The sequence below is a fragment of the Novipirellula artificiosorum genome, assembly GCF_007860135.1.
Lineage (GTDB): Bacteria > Planctomycetota > Planctomycetia > Pirellulales > Pirellulaceae > Novipirellula_A > Novipirellula_A artificiosorum.
On record NZ_SJPV01000022.1, the window covers coordinates 29,544 to 50,433 of the forward strand.

12 protein-coding genes are annotated in these 20,890 nt (G+C 55.3%); 9 read left to right on the plus strand and 3 right to left on the minus strand.

Annotation, left to right across the window (positions count from 1 at the left end):
* Positions 1–185 precede the first annotated feature (185 nt).
* From Poly41_RS31445 to Poly41_RS31460, 4 genes are all read left to right on the plus strand, one after another.
* The gene (locus tag Poly41_RS31445) at positions 186–1,343 is read left to right on the plus strand and encodes a lactonase family protein (RefSeq protein ID WP_146531338.1); all 1,158 of its coding nucleotides are present in this window, start codon (positions 186–188) and stop codon (positions 1,341–1,343) included.
* A gap of 431 nt (positions 1,344–1,774) precedes the next feature.
* On the plus strand, positions 1,775–2,470 hold the full coding sequence (locus tag Poly41_RS31450; RefSeq protein WP_231616109.1) for a hypothetical protein: 696 nt from the start codon (positions 1,775–1,777) through the stop codon (positions 2,468–2,470).
* A gap of 139 nt (positions 2,471–2,609) precedes the next feature.
* Entirely contained in the window at positions 2,610–3,290 is a 681-nt protein-coding gene (locus Poly41_RS31455) for a CDP-alcohol phosphatidyltransferase family protein (RefSeq protein WP_146531339.1), read from the plus strand.
* Between the two features lie 334 nt (positions 3,291–3,624).
* Positions 3,625–5,451, plus strand: a complete 1,827-nt coding sequence (locus Poly41_RS31460) for an alkaline phosphatase D family protein (protein ID WP_197231897.1) — start codon at positions 3,625–3,627, stop codon at positions 5,449–5,451.
* 31 nt (positions 5,452–5,482) lie between these two features.
* On the opposite strand, the gene Poly41_RS31465 is transcribed toward Poly41_RS31460, so the two are convergent.
* From Poly41_RS31465 to Poly41_RS31475, 3 genes are all read right to left on the minus strand, one after another.
* A complete protein-coding gene (locus Poly41_RS31465) occupies positions 5,483–6,736 on the minus strand; it encodes an outer membrane protein assembly factor BamB family protein (protein ID WP_146531341.1) in 1,254 nt (417 codons plus the stop codon).
* A 373-nt stretch (positions 6,737–7,109) separates the two neighbouring features.
* Positions 7,110–9,743, minus strand: coding sequence for a hypothetical protein (locus tag Poly41_RS31470; protein WP_146531342.1), 2,634 nt, complete (start codon positions 9,741–9,743; stop codon positions 7,110–7,112).
* Between the two features lie 385 nt (positions 9,744–10,128).
* Entirely contained in the window at positions 10,129–11,316 is a 1,188-nt protein-coding gene (locus Poly41_RS31475; protein ID WP_146531343.1) for a cellulase family glycosylhydrolase, read from the minus strand.
* 488 nt (positions 11,317–11,804) lie between these two features.
* Here Poly41_RS31475 and Poly41_RS31480 point away from each other — a divergent pair, with 488 nt between their 5' ends.
* The 5 genes from Poly41_RS31480 (at position 11,805) to Poly41_RS31500 (ending at position 20,780) form a co-directional block, all read left to right on the plus strand.
* Positions 11,805–14,381, plus strand: coding sequence for a beta-mannosidase (locus tag Poly41_RS31480; RefSeq protein WP_197231898.1), 2,577 nt, complete (start codon positions 11,805–11,807; stop codon positions 14,379–14,381).
* Positions 14,382–14,510: 129 nt separating this feature from the next.
* Positions 14,511–16,685, plus strand: a complete 2,175-nt coding sequence (locus Poly41_RS31485; protein ID WP_146531345.1) for a carbohydrate-binding family 6 protein — start codon at positions 14,511–14,513, stop codon at positions 16,683–16,685.
* A 178-nt stretch (positions 16,686–16,863) separates the two neighbouring features.
* Complete coding sequence (locus tag Poly41_RS31490) at positions 16,864–17,082, plus strand: OadG family protein (protein WP_146531346.1); 219 nt, start codon at positions 16,864–16,866, stop codon at positions 17,080–17,082.
* Positions 17,083–17,128: 46 nt separating this feature from the next.
* The gene (locus Poly41_RS31495) at positions 17,129–18,931 is read left to right on the plus strand and encodes a methylmalonyl-CoA carboxytransferase subunit 5S (protein ID WP_146531347.1); all 1,803 of its coding nucleotides are present in this window, start codon (positions 17,129–17,131) and stop codon (positions 18,929–18,931) included.
* 184 nt (positions 18,932–19,115) lie between these two features.
* A complete protein-coding gene (locus Poly41_RS31500; protein ID WP_231616110.1) occupies positions 19,116–20,780 on the plus strand; it encodes a sodium ion-translocating decarboxylase subunit beta in 1,665 nt (554 codons plus the stop codon).
* Positions 20,781–20,890 lie beyond the last annotated feature (110 nt).

A 20,890-nucleotide genomic window follows, 5' to 3' on the forward strand; every position in this document is an offset into this window, starting at 1 on the left:
GAAAGGGTTAGTTTCGCGGAGAGAACTTAGCCTAGCAGCTATCGATTCGCAGAACAGCCGGCTGACGGGCAGGCGAAATTCTTCCGCAAGTGTCCCCAAACGATTCTTCGCTCGGGAGCAGACTGCTTCGGTTCGCGGTATATTGATCCCGTCCCATCCCTTTCCCCTTCCAAGATGAACCTACGATGAATAGACGCGTCTTTTTCGGCACGCTGGCGGCTTCGATGTTGATGTCGGCTATCCCCCTAACCGCTTCGGCTCAATCGTCGGACCGCTCGAGGGTCGACGTGTGGATTGGCACGAGCAGTGCAAAACCAAGCAAAGGAATCTATCACTGCACACTCGATACCCAAAACGGAAAATTGTCGGATTCCCGTTTGGTTGCCGAGATCGACGGTCCTGGGTTCTTGGCAATGCACCCACACAAAGAGGTGTTGTATGCCGTGGGTGCCCTCGATCGGATCCCCGTGGTCGCAGCCTACAAAGTGGTCGGCCGCGGAGCCGAAGCTTCTCTCGAGCTGCTCAACTCAATCCCGATTGGTGATGGAGGTGCCGCACATGTCTCGGTCGATTCACAGGGCAAGATGTTGTTGACCGCCCAATATGGCAGCGGCTCGGTTGCCGCATTTTCGCTTGCGCCCGATGGTTCGATCCAAAAGCGGACGGCACTGATGAAACACGAAGGAGGGTCACAGATCGTCCCGAAACGGCAAGACAAACCGCATGCTCACTGGACCGGTTTTTCGCCCGATGAGCGGTTCGCCTTCGTACCCGATTTGGGGCTCGACAAGGTCATGATTTACGAGGTCGACTTGAATCAAGCAACGCTCAAGGCCCATGGTTTTGGTCAAGCACCGCTGGGGGGCGGTCCGCGCCACATGAAGTTCCACCCCAACGGCAAGTGGATTTTCGTGCTGAATGAATTGGAGCTCAGCGTGACGGTGTTCGATTACGATGCCGAAAATGGCACGATGACTCCAAAACAAACGATTCCCACGGTATCGAAATCGAACCTTGCAAAAGAGGCCTTCAAGAGTGCTTCGGAAATCCGTATCCACCCCAACGGAGAATTCGTCTACTCGGCGAATCGGGGGCACGACACGATCACGGTTTTTGCAGTCGACTCACAAACCGGTGAATTGTCGGTCGTCGAAATCGAGAACGTGCGAGGAGCCACACCGCGGAACTTTAACCTCGACCCGAGTGGAAATTGGTTGCTGGCCGCGGGTCAAGACTCCCACACTCTCGCCTCATTCGTGGTCGACCCCGAATCCGGAGAGCTGGCTTACAACCAAAGCATCATTCAGGTTCCCTCGCCGATTTGCGTTCTTTTCGGCCGCTAGCGAATTCGTCGATGGGATCCCGCAGAAAGATGGCTCATCCGGCGGAAGCGTGCGCAGGAGGTTTTCGAGGCATCTCTCCGGTGTCCCATCATTGCTGGCAGGAGCTATTTTCACTTGTAATCGTGCAGTTGCCGGGAGAAACGGAGTGGAGCTCTGCAGAGGTGCAACTTGACAAGGGATATCCCGGTCGACGGTGCGCCAAGGGTGCTACCGGTTCCCTGCGGACGACCGTCCGTCGGGGACTCTTTTCTAAGAGATCATTGGACACCGGAGCCATACCTCCAAAAAACCTCGAGTCTGGGTTCCGCGCGCTTCCGTCGGATGAGCCAGAAAGATGCGCAGCATGCGTCGTGGTTGGGGGCTCTGGTGAACCGAGGGGTAAGCCTCCCGCTTACCTTCGGCCACTGCAACTCCCCGAGACGACAAGACGGATGATTGATTCAACAACCTTTTTGGCGACCCCTGACCCGGAAGAATCGGTTTCGGAGTCGCGTCTGCCATCGGCTCTCAAGATTGGCTACACCTTGTTTACGGTCGTCTTGACGGTCTATTACTGGCGTGAATATGGGCCGACCAACTTCATCTACTTTTGTGATGTGGCGTTGTTCTTAGGCGTCGCAGCCGTTTGGACGGAGAAGCCGATCTTTGCCTCGATGGCAGCGGTCGGGATCGCGATTCCGCAATTGCTATGGCAAGTCGATTTTTTGGGTTCGTTGATCGGCAGCCCCGTGTTGGGATTGACGGCCTACATGTTCGATCCGAATATTTCGCTGTTCGCTCGCGGCTTATCGTTCTTCCATTTCTGGTTGCCGATTCTGTTGTTGTTTTTGGTGTGGCGGTTGGGATACGATCGTCGCGCGCTGTGGAGCTGGACCGCGTTGGCGTGGGGGTTGATGTTGATCGCTTACTTCCTTCTACCCGGCCCCGGCGATCCTTTGGCGTTTCCCAACCAACCACACAACGTGAACTACGTGTTTGGGCCCGATGGCGATGTCGCGCAGAGCTGGATGCCGGAAAAGGTTTGGCTTGGTGCATTGATGATCGGGTTACCCACGGTTTTTTACTTGCCGACTCACGCGGTTCTATCACAAGTTGATCGGCGATCACGCCAAAAACGCATGGCGTGACGGGCCGGCATCGGATCGTTCCAACGGTCGGTTGGGCGCGAAGGAGCTAGCGCTCCTAAGAGAATTCGTGTTTTTTTTGCGCACGATCAATTCACCACCAGGCTCTTTGTTTGTAGACCTCAACATCAAGGAGTCGGTAATGTCCAAACGAGTTTCACACAGTCTCATTGACCCGTTTGTCGGTCCCCCCCTCGCCGCAATGTATCCCCATTTGCACGTTCCTCGCTGGTTTCCCCCAGAAGGCATCGTGGCGATCGGTCACTTGTCGGCGATTGCAGGAGCGGTTGGATTTGCCTTTGCGACACAGTATGCCTGGGGCGGGTTGTTGGCCGTCGCAGGGATCGTCGGTAACCATTTCGCGGATTGTGTGGATGGCCGGCATGCCCGCGCAACCGGACAGTGTCGCAACGGAGGTGAGCTTCTTGATCACTTTACCGACCCCCTGTCCTTCACTTACTGGATGGTCGGGTTGGCTGTGGCGTGTGGACGATTGGACCTGGGTCTCGTCGCGGTCATCTGTTTGATGGCGTTGGCGGTCCTGACCAACCTGAGGGCGAAGTTGACGGGTGAGTTTACGCTCTCCGCTTTCGGCCCGACCGAATTCAAGACGCTCTTGGCGACTTTCGGAGCGGTATTGGCGGTTGCTGTCTTGGTTGCTCCTGCAATCGCAGCACCGCTGGGTTTGGTTGGTTTGGTGTCGCTCTGCGGCTTGGGCCTGGTGATGCTGCCAATCCAATTGGTTCAGTCGGTCCGCGAAGTCAACCGCTGCGGCGCGAAGCCTGACACCAGCGAATGGGAAACCACTCGAGCCGTTCCTTGAAAGCAGGCCACCAAAAGCGAGTCGGTGGGTGCAAATGTCCTCGTGGACGATCGATTTTTTATTCAGCGAGTTGGGGTGTAGTGGACTTCGCCAGAAGTCCCCCAGAACATTTGCCTTACGGATTTCTGACGAAATCCACTACCCCAACCCGTAGTGAAGACAGTCTACGAGGAACCGTCTTTCCACTACTTGGCTCTGGGCGAAAAAGGGTGTTAACTGGGGGGGCATGCTACCTTCGTTTTCGAGCAGCAACTCGCTCATGGCGGATTCGTTGCCCCAAGGTCCCTTTCAAGCTCGCCGTCGTCAGTCACACGACGATCAAGGAACACTCATCATGACTCAGCGCTTCGTCTTTTGGTTGTCGACACTCTTGACAATGACAACGTTCAACGCGTTTTCGCAGGGTGCGTTTGCGGCGGAGAAACAGGGTGTTTGCTTTGTTCTCTACACCGTACAAGACAGCACGCTCAAGCTCACGGCGCAGCTCTATCCGCTTGAGGACAACGAGAGCCGCGAGGTGTTGCTTCAGGTTTCCGAAAATGATCGTTGGTCCACGGTGGCGAAAACACGGGTGCGAGAGAATCTCTACAGCTTTCCAGAGGGTGCTCGAAGTTGGACGGCCCATTTTCGTGTGGAAAGCTGGGACCACGACGTCGATCATCCCTACCGGGTCGTCGCACTTGATGGCGCCAGTTCCTATCAGGGATTGATTCGTCGTGATCCGATCGAGAAAGCGGAAATCGTGGTCGCTGCATTTACTGGTAACTCGAATGCGGACAAACGATTGAAACCTGATCTTGTTCACAATGTCAAAGCGGCGAATGCCGATCTTCTTTTTTTCTCAGGTGACCAGGTCTATACCCACCGCGATCATCTCGGTGATTGGCTTCGGTTTGGCGAACAATTTGGCGAACTGACGCGAGATCGTCCCACCATCACGATTCCCGACGATCACGACGTTGGACAAGGAAACTTGTGGGGTGCCGGTGGACGGGCTACCAAAAAGGATCGCGCAGGCGGCTACGAGATGCCTGCCTCGCACGTCATCGAAGTGGAATGGGCGCAGACAAGCCACTTGCCCGACCCGTTTGATCCAACACCGGTGGAGCAGGGAATCGGTGTCTATTACACGCGGCTCAATGTGGGGCGAATCGACTTTGCGATCATCGAAGATCGAAAATTCAAATCGGGACCGGACTCGCTTCTCCCCAAGGGTTTGGCCAAAGACGATCTTGATGCGTGGGACGTGGATGGCGCGGTTTTGTTGGGCCAACGACAATTGCGTTTTCTGAACCAATGGGGCGAAGATTGGCGCGGGACGGACATGAAATGTGTGTTGTCACAAACCGTATTTGCCGGCCCTCATACCAACAAAAACGTCAATCAACCCACACCCCCATCCACCGATACAGATACCAACGGTTGGCCGCGTGCGGGAAGGAATCGAGCCCTCGCCGCCATGCGAAAGGGGGCAGCCTTTCATATCTGCGGTGATCAGCATTTGGCGACCGTGATCCACCATGGAATCGATGACTGGGACGATGCAGGCTACTCGTTTTGTGTTCAATCGATCGTCAATTTCTTTCCTCGTCATTGGTTGCCGAGTACTGACGCGGTGAAAAGGATCGAGAGTTCGCTACCCTACGCAGGTTCCTTCTATGATGGCTTCGGCAACCGCATGACCCTCCATGCCTACGCCAACCCTGAGTTCGGAATCAAGAATTACAGCTATCAGGTGGACGAGAACGCACCTTTGCGAGGCGCCGATGGATTTGGGCTGGTCCGATTCAACAAAAACACTCGCAAGATCACGGTCGATTGTTGGCCGCGCCTGGTCGACATCACCAAGCAAGACGCCAAGCAATATGAAGGCTGGCCGATCACGATTGACCAATGGGAGAACGATGGTCGCAAAGCCATCGCCTGGCTTCCGGAGATCAACGTGACCGGGAAACAGAACCCCATCGTTCAAGTGGTCGAAGAAAGGACCAACGAAGTGCTGTATACGAGGCGAATTCAAGGTACTCAATATCGCCCCAAAGTGTTTGCCGAAGGTAGCTACACGCTACGTGTCGGCGAGCAACCAGACGAAATGAAGTCCCTGACCGGTTTGACGGCCAGCAGTGACCAAGACGAACGCAAGATCCAGTTCGACTTCTGAGACGAGTTGAACAGAGATGGCGAAAGGTCCGTCAGCTGGCTTCGCCTATACAAAACAGATGCTCTGTTGATCGCAGGTAGAGTCTTCCATTGGAAATCGCAGGCGACGCAAAGACGGATTCTCCGAGTTCGTTGACCTGTAAGACTTCCTGGTCGCCGCTTGCACTCAATATCTTGGTCTCTCCGTCGTCGGTGATGAAATAGACCAAGTCATTTGCTGTAACCAACGACGCACTGAAGTGGCGTCCCAAACGTGCTCTCCACTCATGTTCGCCGCTCTTGGTATCGAGACAGTGTGCGGTCCCGCGATCATCCGCTATGAACAAGCGATCATGAACCACGACGGGGGAAGGCACATAACACCGCGCGTCTTCGACGTGCCAAATCACGTGTGAATCCGTGACGTCGTCGTGCCCGCCTGGTCGAATCGCCATGACATGGTAAGTCGGAAAACCGGCGGCCAGAAAAAAGCGTTCTCCATCGAACACCATCGACGCTACAAACTGCTCGGTCGGTCCTTCGATCCACCACAACAAGTCGCCCGTATCGGGATCATAGCCGGCAACACGTTTGCTGCCTGTGAGCACCGCCTGAGTCTTGCCATCGACTTCTTGCAAGAGCGGAGTCACGTAGCTGCGTGTACGATGGACTCGCGGTGTTTTCCAGACGACACGACCGGTCGCTTTATTGAGTCCCGCTAAGTACGAGTCGCCATCATGATCGCCATTGACGATCACCAGATCGCCATGCAGGACGGGGCTGGTACAGAACCCGTGCATGCTAGAAAAACCACCTGCAGTGACCAGCCAATTTTGGTTGCCTTGGAAGTCGTAGGATGCGACGACCATTTCGCCTGGCTCTTCCGCAGTGCGAGGTTCCTCTGATTGCAGGAAGCAAACAAAGACACTCACGCCGTCGGTAGCCGGCGTGCCGGAAGCATAACTGTTGAGATTGTGTTTTCCCTCGAGCGGCGACTCGATGACGTTGCGGGTCCAGCGAATCGCACCGGTTTCACGATCCAGGCAATGCAGCATCCGTTGCCGACTTGTGACATCACAGGCGGTTAGAAAGATCGAATCACCAGAAACGATCGGTGAAGAATATCCGTTCCCTGGGATCGCTGTCTTCCAAACAATGTTCTCTCCGGTTGCCCCATTCCACTTTGTCGGCACGTTCATTTCAAGGCTAGTCCCATCACCGCGCGGCCCGCGCCATGCCGGCCAATCTTCCCCGTAGCTGACGGTCGTAAGAAGGACCATGAAAAACCAGTAGCGGGATCGTATCATTCGTGTTTGTCTCGTTGGACGAAAAATCGATGGGTTCGTCGCTGCAAGCGAGTGGTCTGTCAAGTTTAAAACTTAGAGATGGGATGTAGTGGACTTCGCCAGAAGTCCCCAAGACTATTTGAGTTACGGATTTCTGGCGAAATCCACTACCCTAAAATTTGTAGAACGGACTTCCAGTCCGTTATTTGTTGATCGGAGTGAGGGACTGGAAGTCCGTCCTGCCGCAACTCTTAGTTGTGACAAACCACCAGCACTATCCCAGATCAACACTTGCTTGTCCAGTTTTCGGCTTGAACGATTGCTTGTCGAAGCGGGTGAGCTCAATCGCGGAAGATCCTTGATGTTGCCAAGCCCACGTGCAAACCAGGGGTGTTCAATCGTCGTGGATGAGGTAGTAGATAATGTCGGGGCGCAGGGAAATCCTCTCAGCGGTGCCAACGGATTCGATCGGATAACCATTGAGGTCCAATGCGGTTACGCGCAGTTGTTTCGCATCGCTGCGTTTGAATTTCACGTCGCCTTGTAACGATCGAAACAGCCACGGTTCTTCGCCAATGCTCTCGATCTGCCGAATGCCTTTTTCGGTTTCTACCGATCGGAAGTGGTTGTTCTTTTCTTCCGACATCACTTGCAATAACATCTTTTGAGATTTCGCAATCGGTTGTCCATCCAAACTGACAACAACGATATGCCCTAGCTCTAACTCGGACGCGACGATGATGTCTTTCAGCGACACGTCGCCAGCGATCGACAACATCCCGCTGATCGCTTGGGCGGACGCCGAGTTGACGTACAACAAACCTTTGCCGTAGTCGAGTAGCACTTCACGGTTGCTGCTGAGCACCGTTTTCTTCTCGCGGTCGATGAGTTCCGCGAGTGGTTGGATTCGTGACGGTTTGGGCGATTCGACAAAATTGACTTCGGTGCGTCCAGCGTAGTGGATCAAGGGGTCGATGACGTTGCCGGGTTCAAGCGAGGTGCCTTTTGGCACGTCCTCCAGACGCAGTGCGTCGAATGCGGCTCCTTGCGGGAGCGGCGTGCCTTGCAAATCGAACAGGTCTTCGATGTTGAGATTCACTTCAGCCAAAACATCCCCTGGAGTGACCAACCGTTGTCGATAAATCAGCGCGGCGGCAGGAAACTGGCCCAGGGTGGCAGGCGACATCAAGGTCCACGGTTGCATAAAGAAACCTGGTTTGACGCTCCACTGAGATCCATCGAGAGCGAAATGGGCGATCGCGTTGCTCTGTTGCAGCGACCCGTAAACCGCCAAGTAGAGCGGCGCTTCACTACGAAATCGATTGGGCCGGTTCCATGCGGTTTCAGAAATCATCGACGGCATCCCGTTGTACTTCGGGTCCATCACTGGATGAAGAAACTGTGGGTTGCCCGTGCCATTCTCTGGTTCGAACTTCAAAGCGCTGCGGTCCACATAAGTTTGGCCGTCCCGGATCGACCAAGCGGAATGCTCGCCTTCGTTCTTGCAGCCAAAATAGCCATGCCGATCGATAAAGTCGGTCGATGTGTACGAGTATTTTTCCAAGGGACCGAGGAGATCCGCGTTTGCCGTCGTCCAATTCGATGCCGTGATGACCCCTTGGAATCCCAGGTCGCGAAGATACTTGTAGGTTTCCTCGTAGAACGAGCGTTGAGTTTCGACCAGAAAACGCACCGTGTCCTTGTCGCGCTGAGTTCGATCCGCCGCGATGCTCCAAAGGGCCCGAAAGCCAACGCGTCCTTCGAGGAAGTTGTCCCGAGGCGACTTGACATTCTTCCAAGCCTGGCGGGTCTTCTCGAGCGATCCATATCGTTTGACAAGCCAATCGGCGAACTGGGTCTCGAGCATTCGCAATTGTGGGTCGGGAATGTTCTTGGCGTCGAACGTCCAGAACAGGAACGAGTCCTCATTCTGAATCTCCAAACCTGCGACGGCCGGGTCATCAATCAATCGTTTTCCCGTCGTCGCATTGCGAGTCAACAAGAGTGCTTTCCACCAAGATTGATACGTTTCCTGGAACTGCGGGTTAAACATCAAGGCGGCAAACGGATGCTGATTGCCGTCATAACCTTCCAGCCACTGGCTGTCGTCGGGTGGTGTCAGCCATAGTGGAAAGTAAATCGAAAAGTGCGAGTAGATACCTTCGGCTTTCATCGCGGCGACAACATCGTGGGCATGAGCGACCGCATCCATTTTGACATGGCCGTCGTGATCAAAGTATCCACCATGCACTCGAACCATATTGACGCCACGTTTCGCTAGCAGCTTCGCTTCGCTGCGCAATGCGTCCCTATTTTTGGACGACGGACCGTTCACGGCCCAGAACCGCACCGGCTCGTTCGTCGCTTGATGGACGAACTCGCCATCTTGGACCCCGATGAATCCGTTTGCGCCCGCAAAAGGTTCATTCAGGTGCCGAAGGTCGAGCATTGCCGAATCGTCAAACTTGTCTTGTGCCGGCCGTACCGGTTCCCAGCCTTCGTTCTGTTTCGCGATATGAGCGATTCTCTCGGCGATTTGGTCGGGCTTGAGAATTCCCGAAGGTTGGAACGGCTCGCGAGTCAGGACGAAACAATCGATCGATCCGTGGTGATTCAGTTCACCGTCGATTCGGAACCGCACCGACGTCGTTCCCTTCGAAAGGACCACTGCACCGACGTTTGCCCAAGCGAGGAAACGCAAATCGGGCTTGTTATCCGACGCGATGTTCGTGTTTCCAATGGCCAGTGACTTGAGATCAATCGCTGTCCAAGGATCGTCGCCAATCTGGTACGACAAACGCGAACGGACTGGGTTCGCTCGTACCCAAAATTGGTACTCGCCATCCGCAGGCACTTCAACGACGTACTCCGCTTCCGCTGATGCTTGATCACCATAGTGACTGAGGAAGTCGCTTCCGGACAACTGATCTGTCGTCACGTCGGTATACCAAGGGTGGGGCTTCGCCGACGACTTGACCGCGTCTTCCCCTTCGACCCAGATCGATTGTCCACGGCTGGGGGTGGGCATGAGGGAGAGTAACAGAAGTGTGAAAATAGAAAGGAAGGATCCAGCGGCGGTTCGCAGAGGCCTCTGGCAGGCGAAGTGGATGGAACGATCGCTTACATGCTTGTTCCACGTCAAATCCTTGCAAAACGACGGGTAATGAAAACGGGATCGCATCGGTGATGACTCACTTCGTAGGGGCAGGAAATCTTGGCGGGCCCGTCTATCGTAGTCTTCGTTGCGACCGAGAGCCAGTTACGGAGTGCGAAAGGGAGGTCCAACACACCCCACCCACTCTCATTGATCGCAGTCTCTTCGGCAAACGAACGGCCCGCGAGCCATGCGTTGCTTGCCAATCGCAGTGCCTGACGCCGGTTGCTCGGGTTCGCACCCTGGACAGACGCTTTGATCACGGATCGGAGTTGCCTTCGTGGTTACGAAGATTGACATCCGTCACAATCCTTAGCATATAACTTCTTTCATTTTCAAACGTGACGTTCCAATCCTTGTCCTGTTGCGAATGGTCGAAAACCCAAAAAGCGGACAGGGGAACCTCGGACGCCTCGACCGCGCGAAGCAATTGCTGGAACCGAGCTCTTTCTTCTTTCGGACCGAGCGTCTTGGGTGCACCAAACTCTCCTAGGAACAGTGGTTTTTTTGCCTTTGCAGCGATCTCCGATAGCGTCGCCACCAGTTCCGCGATGCTTGTCGTGTTGGCCTGGCCGCTGTTGCGGTAGACATGGATCGAAATCACGTTGAAAGGATCCGGGTTGTCCCGCAGCAGTGTCTGTTCAAACTGGTTCCTCGAATCACTTTTCCAGCTGTGCTCTTTGGTGTTGTGATAGGCGCTGGTTCTAGGGATGGAATTTCCTGTGATCAGAATTCGGTGCTTGTCATATTGGCGGACCGTACTGGCGAACACAGAATAGGCGGTCAGCATGGCATTCGATGAGAGTTCGTCTCGAGCGGTTCTTCGTAGCGCCGTTTTCCGTGCAGACACCACCTTCGGGCGATGCTCGGATGCATTAGGCAGATCCACATGGAGGTTGTATTCATTTCCAAATTCCCAGCCCCAGATCGCCGCTGAATTGCGGTACCGGAGAACGATTTCTCTGGTGTACTGGCGCATGAAAGCGGTCGTTCGACTGTCAGGATTTCCCCACTGATCCATCGGTTCGCCGACGATGTCCGGAATGGTTGGCATGTACCAAAACAGGCAAGGGATCAGGCCCATTTGATGCTGCTCGGCCGCGCGGATGATTCGATCCAACCGTTTGAAGTAGGCTTCCTTGTCTTGTCGGTAGAGCTCCCAATCAACCGGCCAGAAGCCGCAGGCCATGAAACGAACAAACGGCACTTCGGCTTCGGAGAGTTGCTTGAGTCCTTCTTCGAACGACGTGTCGGCCGAATCCAAGAGCGTTCGGTAAAACAGATTGAAATAGTTTGCCCCCATGCCTCGGTAAGGCTTTCCTGCCAACAGGAGTTGCCCCTCCGAGACGCTCAATCCCGGTGGTAGTGGTGGGACTCGCTCGGTAGCAGCTGCGACCGAAATCGGGGGTCCAAGGAGCAGCAGGAAAGAGAGTGTGTGGATGTTCATAGAACCTCGGCAACCGTTGTTGAACCGGCGGGATGGATGCACCGAGACCTTTGCCGTCACGGCCAGTCTCCAGAGTTGTCAGCCGGGTCGCTTCGGCCCATTCTTTTTAACAGCGGCGGCGTATTGCCGGTAGGCGGGCCAACCTTCAAGACACCGGTCGTTTGGAATCCAAACGGGAGTTACTGTTCTGCAGACCCTGCGTTGCCGACATGACCGTTGCGAGCGCATGGTCGAACGGCGCATGCCAATTTGCAGCCAGAGGTTTGATTCTGCGATTTTTTTGCAGGCTCGCAGCGGTCACCGACCGACGTGCCAAAAAGAATGCGTTAGACTGGGACGGCACCTTCACTAACCGCAAGGTTCTCGCCCTTCTCGACCGCCGCCTTCTGTTCGTCGATCCGCCACGCATTGTACATTGGCTTGCTTCCGATTTGCAGCGTCGCCTGACCGGCGGTGGTCGTCCCACCTCAACAAGAAAGGATGTTGTCATGTTCGAGAAACGATGTCGTCAGCAGGCCTATTGCGCTTTGGCGCTTGCAATGACCTCTGTTTTCGCGGTCTCAGGCTGGGACTCAGCAGAAGCATGTGCCGCGGAACCATGCCTGCAACGTATCGAGGTAGCCGACGGTTGGAAGATCAAGTCGTTCGCGCCGCGCGAGGCTCTCGACACCTCGCTACTGAACCAAGCCGCGAGGTCCGAAGAGAGCGAAGGTTGGTTGGACGTGGGAAGGATGCCGGCTACGGTGCATGATCTTTTGCTGCGCCTTGGCAAAATCGAAGCGCCTTGGCTGCCGCATGGAACCGAGAAGTGTTTTTGGGTCGGTCAAAAGGACTGGGTCTATGCGACGCGGTTCTCCGTCGAAGAACGGGGACGCGAGGCCAGACTCCGGCTGATGGGGATCGAGAATAAGGTCGACGTCTATCTCAACGGCAAGAAGCTTGCCTCGCATGCCAGCAAGCTACCCCTGGTGGTGGATGTGAGTGATCATTTGGGATCGGAGAATGTGCTGGTTCTGCACTGCCACGCGGGATCTCGTGCGGACAGCGGCAAGCGAAGTGATCGGGGCAGCTACCTCGGGCCCAATCCATCCATCTCTTCGGTTGGCGTGTTCGATCAGATCTTCGTCGAGATTTCCGAGGGGAATCGTTTGGAGGAAGTGCTTGCCGACGTGACGCTCAATGAAACGCTGACCAGCGGGACGGTCACGGTGCAGGTCAAAGGAGTCAGTCCGTTTGAATCGCTGGACCTGCTGGTGCGACTGCTGGACCCCAATGGCGAGAGTGTTGGCGAGACCACCGTGCCGGTGGCGGTGACGGGGGGCGAGTTCGATGTGCGTGGCGTTCTGCAAATCGACCGACCGTCGTTGTGGTGGCCACGCGGGTACGGGGATCAGCCGCTCTATCGTGCAGACGTTACGCTGCTGACGCACGGGGAAGTCCAAGAGATCGCGTCACGCACGCTCGGATTCCGGCGCGTGACGATGCCCGAACCCCTTCATTTCGTCGTCAACAACGTACCGGTGTTCCTTCGAGGCGGTGATTGGGTGACTCCGAATCTGATGAGCGATGTGTGGGACACGGCACGTGTGGATCGGCTATTTGATTTGGCCGAGAACGCCAACTTCAATGCGCTGCGCGTCTGGGGGCCGGCCGAAGCGCCGCCCGATGCATTCTACGAGCAGGCCGACGCGAGGGGCTTGCTGCTGTGGCAGGATTTCACCCGACTGCCGATGCGGTCGGATTCGAAGAGCATTGAGACGTGCACGAAAGCGGCCCGCGCCATGATCAAGCGTCTCAAGCATCACCCCTCGATCCTTTCTTGGTGCGGGTGCAATGAAGCGGCGCAGTGGGCCCATGAAGACTACAACAAAGACTTTGAGGATCACGGGCCCTGGGGCGGCTTGGCCGCGGCCGAAGCCGTGGGAGCCGTCTGTAAGGAACTCGATCCTGAGAGGTATTACCAGCCCAGCAGTCCGTACTTTGGCATGAATCCCAACGATCCACGTGAAGGCAACACGCATGGCTACACCAACATGTGGTTCGTGCCGGGCTACGACTACTTGAATTTCGCCAGCGAGGACACACGCATCTCGGCTCCGGTACTGCATAGTTTGCAGCGATTCATGGATCCCGACGACCTCTGGCCCCAAGGCTACTCCACGCTCTATCTGCACGGTAACCGGCGCCCGTTCCCAGAGACTTGGATGCCCTACACGTGCGCTGAAAGCTGGAAGAAAACGGGGCCTGTTGAACAATTCTACGATGCCACGGATGCCGCCGGCCTGGTGCATCGCCTCGGTATGGCAGAGTCACTTTATTACCAAGACACGGTGGAACGCCAACGTCGTGGTCGCCCTGCGACCGAGCAGTCCGATCGCCGGTGTTGCGGTGGATACCTTGTCTGGAAGTACAACGACTCCTGGCCCCAGGTCTATAGCGCCAAGGTCGACTATTTCCTCGAGCCCAAACATGTCTACTACGCACTGCGTCGCGCTTATGAACCCCTGATGCTTTCCTTCGATTTCGACACCTACCTTTATTTGTGGGCGATCAACGATACAAGAGAACCTGTGACGGGAACCGTCAAGATCCAGTTGTACCACCTGGAAGAAAACGAGTTCCGCAAGGAGATCGTACGCGAGGTCACGGTTGCTCCAGGTAAATCGACGGTCGTCGTACGTTTGGATCAGGCCGGCATTCGAGCCTTTCGGAAAGAGCATCTTCTGTTTGCCACACTCACCGACAACTCAGGTCAAGTACTGGCCCGCACCCATGGGTTTGCCGACATCGAGCGCCGACTCACCTTCCCCGAAGCCAAACTGAAGGTAGAGGTACGAGAAGGAGCATTGGTACTGACCACGGACCAGTTTGCACGCTGCGTGACGCTGACCGGTGACGCCCAAGGCGACCCGTTCGGCTGGTTCTTTGAGGATAACTATTTTGACCTTCTGCCAGGCGAGGAGAAGGTCGTGCGTCTGTTGGGGCAGCATGACGAGGGTCGTCTTACAGCGAAACCTTGGTACTCCCCCCACGCCACGACGATCGACTGGAAACGTTCCCAATAAGCTGGCTTCAAATCGGATTTCCCGCGATCGGGTGAACACAAGATGATCCGGGAAGACCGGTCCGATGCTACCTACCTACCCCGAACCACAACAACGTAAGATCTCGAGATCTCTCTAGAGGAACCTAAGATGCGACACGCCTGTTTATTCACGCTCGTTTCCTTCGCTTTAGCAATTGCGAGCGGTGCCGATGGCTCCGAAGTACGCCTTCGTTTTGATGCGAACATTCCCCAGATCGCTTTCGCTGCGGAGAAGATCGAGCAAGCGTTAGCGGAAACGGGGAAAAGGGATGAGGAGAGTGACGCGGAATGTTTGATACAAATTGAAACTCGGTCGATGGGCAAACCTGCCGAGTCCTTTGCAATTCAACGCAACCGTTCCGACCAGATCGTGATTGTGGGACAAGATGCGGCTGGCGCAATGTACGGTGGGTTGGAGGTGGCTGAGTTGATCCGAATCGGCGGCCTGGACGCGATTCAGGACAACCAGCAGAGCCCCTACATGGCCATGCGTGGCACGAAGTTCAATATCCCGCTGGATGTGCGCACGCCCAGCTACACCGATCCATGCGATGCTGCCCAACAGAACATCGCGGAGATGTGGAGCTTTGACTACTGGACGAACACGATCGATAGCCTCGCCTCGCATCGTTACAACTTCGTTTCGCTCTGGAACATGCACCCCTTCCCGTCGCTGGTCAAGGTGCCCGACTACCCCAACGTGGCGTTGCAAGATGTACAACGATCGACGCTGCAATGGGAGGAATATTACTCGGGAACAGGAACGGGTTTTGACGCTCCTGAAATCATCAACAACGTCGAGATTTTGAAGCGAATGACGATCGACGATAAGATCGCATTCTGGCAAAAGGTGATGCGATATGGAAAGGAACGCAACGTTGACTTCTACTTCGTAACCTGGAACACCTTCGTCTATGGGACCGGTGGAAAGTATGGCATTACCGACTCTGTAGAGAATGAGACAACCGTTGATTACTTTCGCAAGAGCGTCAAGCAGATGTTTCTGACGTATCCAGATTTAGCCGGAGTCGGACTGACACCAGGTGAAAATATGCGGTCGAGGCCGGGCGGACCACGGGCGACCAGTACGGAAAAAGAGGATTGGTTGTTCGCCACCTATGGCCAAGGCATTTTGGACGCGGCTGCCGCGCTGCCGGATCGGAAGATGACCCTGATTCATCGCCAGCACATGTCCGGTGCGTTGGATATCGCAGACCGATTCAAACCGCTGCTTGATCATCCGACGGTCGATTTCATCTTCAGTTTTAAGTACGCCAAGGCCCACGTGATGAGCTGCACCACGCAACCCTATCACGAAGAGTTCGTCAGCGACATTCAGAGTCGTGGAGACCTGAAAACAATCTGGACGCTGCGCAATGATGACAACTACTATTTTCGCTGGGGCGCACCTGATTTTGTCCGCGAGTTCATTCAAAACATTCCATATGACGTGTCACGTGGCTTCTACTACGGGTCGGACCAATACATCTGGGGCCGAGAGTTCCTCAGCCTCGATCCGACGACACCGCGGCGGGTCGAAGTCGATAAACACTGGTATCATTGGATGCTTTGGGGACGGCTGGGATACAATCCGCAGCTTGGCAATGATCGATTCACTCAGATTTTGCAAGCTCAGTTCCCGCAAACGGACGCCACCGCGTTGTTTGACGCCTGGCAATCGGCATCGATGATCTATCCGTTGACGACAGGATTCCATTGGGGATCGCTTGATTTTCAGTGGTACATTGAAGCCTGTAAGAGCCGGCCGAAATCAGCGGAAACCGTCAGCGGCTTTCACGATGTCAATCGCTTCATTTCGCTGCCGCCGCATCCAAGTACGGACAATATCTCGATTCCCGATTTTGTCAAAGCTCGACGGGGTAGCGAGAAGATCGACGGAATCACTCCGCTTGCCGTATCGGAACAGATTCATGACAACGCAGATCGGGCTTTGGCGATTCTTGAAACGCTGGAGGCAGGAGATGAAATGGAGCTACGCAAGACGCTCTCCGACATCCGCTGTATGGCCTACTTAGGGAAATACTATGCACACAAGATTCGCGGAGCGACGGAGTTGGCGTTCTATCGCGAGAACCATGAAAAGAGCCATCAGGATCGCGCGATGACGGAAGTGACGCAAGCAGCGGAGTATTGGAAGCTCTATATGGACTTGGCCATGAAGCAGTACAAGAATCCACTGTGGACGAACCGGGTGGGGCATGTCGATTGGAAGAAACTCTACCAAGAGGTCTTGCATGACATCGAGATCGTGAAGTCGGAATAGCAGGCAGGGCCAATACAAGTCGGCCCAGCGGCTTGTTCCCGCTCCTGGACCCCCCGGTGGTTGGCCGTGGAGTTTCCTTCGCTCGCGCAGTACCTCGTATCCTTGCTGGCGAGGATTCGCTACCATTCTCTAGATAGCAAGAGATCGTACCAAACCAGGAATCACAAGGGCCAGGAAGATGGAACAGTTGATGATTGCGTTGATTGGCATGGCAGGCGTCTACTTGTTCCTGGTCGTTCTGGTTGGGGTAATCCAATGGATCACCCGCGTCTTTCCCCCCGCCGACCGCCTTCCGACTTCACCCCATGATGCGCTGGCGTCTCGTGGCGGCACGGACAAAAAACTCGTCGCCGTCATCCAAGCAGCTATCACCGCGTTTGAAGCGGACCGCCACTAGCCCGACCGACCACCATCGGCCCCCCTCACTCTAGGACTCCCTCACTATGCCTGACAAAGTTATTCAAGTTACGGATGTCATCTTGCGTGACGCCCATCAAAGTTTGATGGCAACCCGCATGGCAATGGAAGATATGATCCCTGCCCTCGATGATCTTGACCGTGCTGGGTATTGGTCGCTGGAGTGTTGGGGAGGTGCGACGTTTGACAGTTGTATCCGATTCTTGAATGAAGATCCTTGGGAACGTCTTCGAACTTTTAAGAAGCACTTGAAGCACACCAAGACGCAAATGTTGCTCCGCGGCCAGAACTTGCTTGGCTATCGACACTATGCCGATGACACGGTGGATCGATTTGTCGACAAGGCCGCCGAGAACGGCATGGACGTTTTCCGTGTGTTCGATGCACTCAATGATCCTCGAAACCTGCAACAGGCGATGAAAGCGGTTCGCAGGACTGGTAAACATGCTCAGGGATGCATTAGCTATACCGTCAGCCCTGTCCATACGAATGCAAAGTACGCCGAACTGTCGATGCAGCTCCAGGAGATGGGTGCCAACTCGATTTGCATCAAAGACATGGCTGCCCTGATCAAGCCGCAAGCGGCCTACGATTTGGTCAAGGCGATCAAGCAGGCATGCGGTGAGGAGATGGCGGTCCACTTGCACGTTCATGCCACGACAGGCGTGACGATGGTGTCGCTAATGAAAGCGGTTGAAGCAGGGTGCGACCAAGTCGACACCAGCCTGAGTGCGATGAGTTTGGGAACGGGGCACAACCCAACCGAGAGTTTTGTCGAAATGTTGGAAGGAACCGGCTATACGACCAACATCGACTTGGCCGCGGTCGCTCGAGCGAATAAGCATTTCGAGAAGGTGAAGGGTCGATACGCCGAATTCTATACGAAATTTACCGGAGTGAAGACGGATATTTTTCAAAGCCAGATTCCCGGCGGCATGCTCTCGAATATGGAAAGCCAATTGAAGGCACAAGGAGCCGGCGACCGACTCGACGAAGTGCTTGAAGAAGTGCCAAGGGTCAAGAAGGATGCCGGCTACCCGCCGCTCGTCACGCCGTCGTCCCAGATCGTGGGAACCCAAGCCGTCTTTAACGTGTTGATGGGCAAGTACAAGAAATTGACCGCTGAGTTTGCAGACTTGATGCTTGGCTACTACGGCAAGACCAGTGGCGAGTACAACCCGGACGTCGTCGCAATTGCTCAAGCACAAACGGGCAAAAACGCGATTACGTGCCGACCCGCGGATTTACTCGACAACGAATGGGACAAGCTAAAAAGCGAAGCGGAAGCATTGCAGGGATTCAATGGCTCCGATGAAGACGTCCTGACCAATGCATTGTTCCCACAGGTTGCACCGAAGTTCTTCAAGTCTCGGGCGCAAGGTCCGTTGAATATCGGTAAGGATCCGCAAACCGCAGCGTCGCCCGCGGCCGAGAAGATGGCGCCGATTCCTAACGTCACCCATGGGCCACGATGCTACACGGTCAACGTGGACGGAAACGCATTCGAAGTCACCGTCACGGAAGGAGGTGCCGTCTCGAAGGCCGTTCCCGTCGCGCCGACCGCAGCAAACACGCAACCCGGTTCCGCGCCCGCGGCGGTGGCATCGGGTGCAAGTGGCGAAGCGATCAAGGCAACGCTCGCTGGGAACGTCATTAAGTTGATCAAGGGTGTTGGCGACTCGGTCGCCGCGGACGAAACGGTCATGATGCTCGAGGCGATGAAGATGGAAACCGAATTGGTTGCTCCGAAGTCAGGCACGATCGTTGCGATCCACGTCAAGCAAGGGGATGCGATTGCCGTGGGCGATACGTTGTACACGCTCGGCTAGCAGGACAGCGCCACTTTATGAGCGGCAAGACGCTAGCCGCCGGTTAGGACCATGAAATACCGGCGGCGAGTGCCCTGCCGCTCAGTCCGAGATTGATTCGGCAAACTACGGTAAATCGCCCACAAAATGACGCTGTCCAGCTAAAATCCTTCTTGCCCAACCCTCGCAATCGCAAAGTGACATCATGCGTCCGTTTCCAATCCTGATCGTCTTGTGCTGCTCGGCCGTTGTGCATGCAGCCGGTTCCGCGCCGACACCGCCTGACGTGCCCAGCGAAATGCTAGATCCCAGCGCCGGCTACCGCATCGTCTACCTGCCGGGTGACTATGAAGTGGCGTGTGAGTTGCTCCATGAGCTCAATGCAACGGCAGCTTTGCCATGTCGTGTTCCCAGCCTTCGTGAGCCAAACCTTCGTGACCTGGGACGAGAGCAACAAGCGGATCCGAGTGAGGGTTGGCAACCTGTACTTGATGCTTTTGAAACCGAGACCCCTGTCGCGTTTGAGTTTCCGCTATTCACGGATCGGGTCGAGAGCCGAGGAAAGATGAGACCGAGCGGGGTCCTTGTGTTGCTGGTGCCGGAATCGCTCCGCGATTGCGCAGAGGAGGTCCAATATCGTCTCGATTCGCTTTACCTTTCCCGCGGTTATTCGTCGGTACCACGGCCGAAGCAAGTTGCCGACAACGACAGCTTGGTGACGATGCTGAGCGTCGGATTGGGGAAGCTTTGGAACTCAAGCGGCGTGGCCCAGATTGGTTGGGATTTTGGAAACTACTTGATGATCGGCGTCGCTTTGCTACTGTTCTACTTAGGGATTGCGAAAGGCTTCGAGCCGTTGCTCTTAGTTCCGATTGCGATGGGGTGTGTCTTTGTTAATTCGGTTGGCGCTAACATGACGGCGCCACCAAGTCCGGTCGGCAATGACGGTGGGTTGCTTTATTACTTCTTCTTTTATGGCATCACGACCGGGATTTTCCCGCTGTTGATCTTTTTGGGAGTCGGTGCGCTTACCGACTTTGGCCCGTTGCTGGCCAATCCTTGGAGTGCGTTGCTAGGAGCCGCTGCCCAGTTCGGTATTTTTGGTACCTTCTTGGTCGCCGCATCGGTCGGGTTGTTTACGCTTCAAGAAGCCGGTGCGATCGCGATTATCGGCGGTGCCGACGGTCCCACGTCAATCTACGTAGCAAGCAAACTCGCGCCCGATTTATTGGGAGCGATCGCCGTGGCAGCCTATAGCTACATGGCTTTGGTCCCAATCATTCAACCACCGATTATGAAGTGGTTAACCAATGACGCCGAACGAAAGATCATGATGGAACAGCGGCGCCCAGTCAGTCAAAAGGCCAAGATCTTGTTTCCGATCGCCGTCTTCCTACTTTGCCTGTTGGCACTGCCCGACGCGCTCCCCTTAATCGGCATGCTGATGTTCGGTAACCTGCTCCGCGAAAGTGGTGTAACCGAACGTTTGTCCAAGACGGCACAGAACGAATTGATCAACCTTGTCACCATCGCGCTTGGTTTGGCGGTTGGCACAAAGCTATCTGCCGATGCGTTCCTGAATCCGCGTACGTTGATGATTGTTGTGCTTGGCTGTGCCGCGTTTATGGTCGGGACGGCTGCCGGAGTGCTGATGGCAAAGCTGATGAACAAGCTCTCCGGCGGTCGAATCAATCCATTGATTGGCTCGGCCGGTGTTTCCGCAGTTCCGATGGCAGCGCGCGTGTCGCAAATTGTGGGTTCACAATACAATCGTCAAAACATGCTGCTCATGCATGCGATGGGACCCAACGTCGCCGGAGTCATTGGATCCGCAGTCGCCGCCGGGATTCTCATTTCATTGCTCGGCTGATCTTGCCAGCTTCCAGCTTGCAAGACGACCATCCGTGAAGCGACTCCATCCGCTGCGCCCTTACTTCCGACGAACCGTTGCCACAAAGCCGCCGGACGCCAAGGGAACTG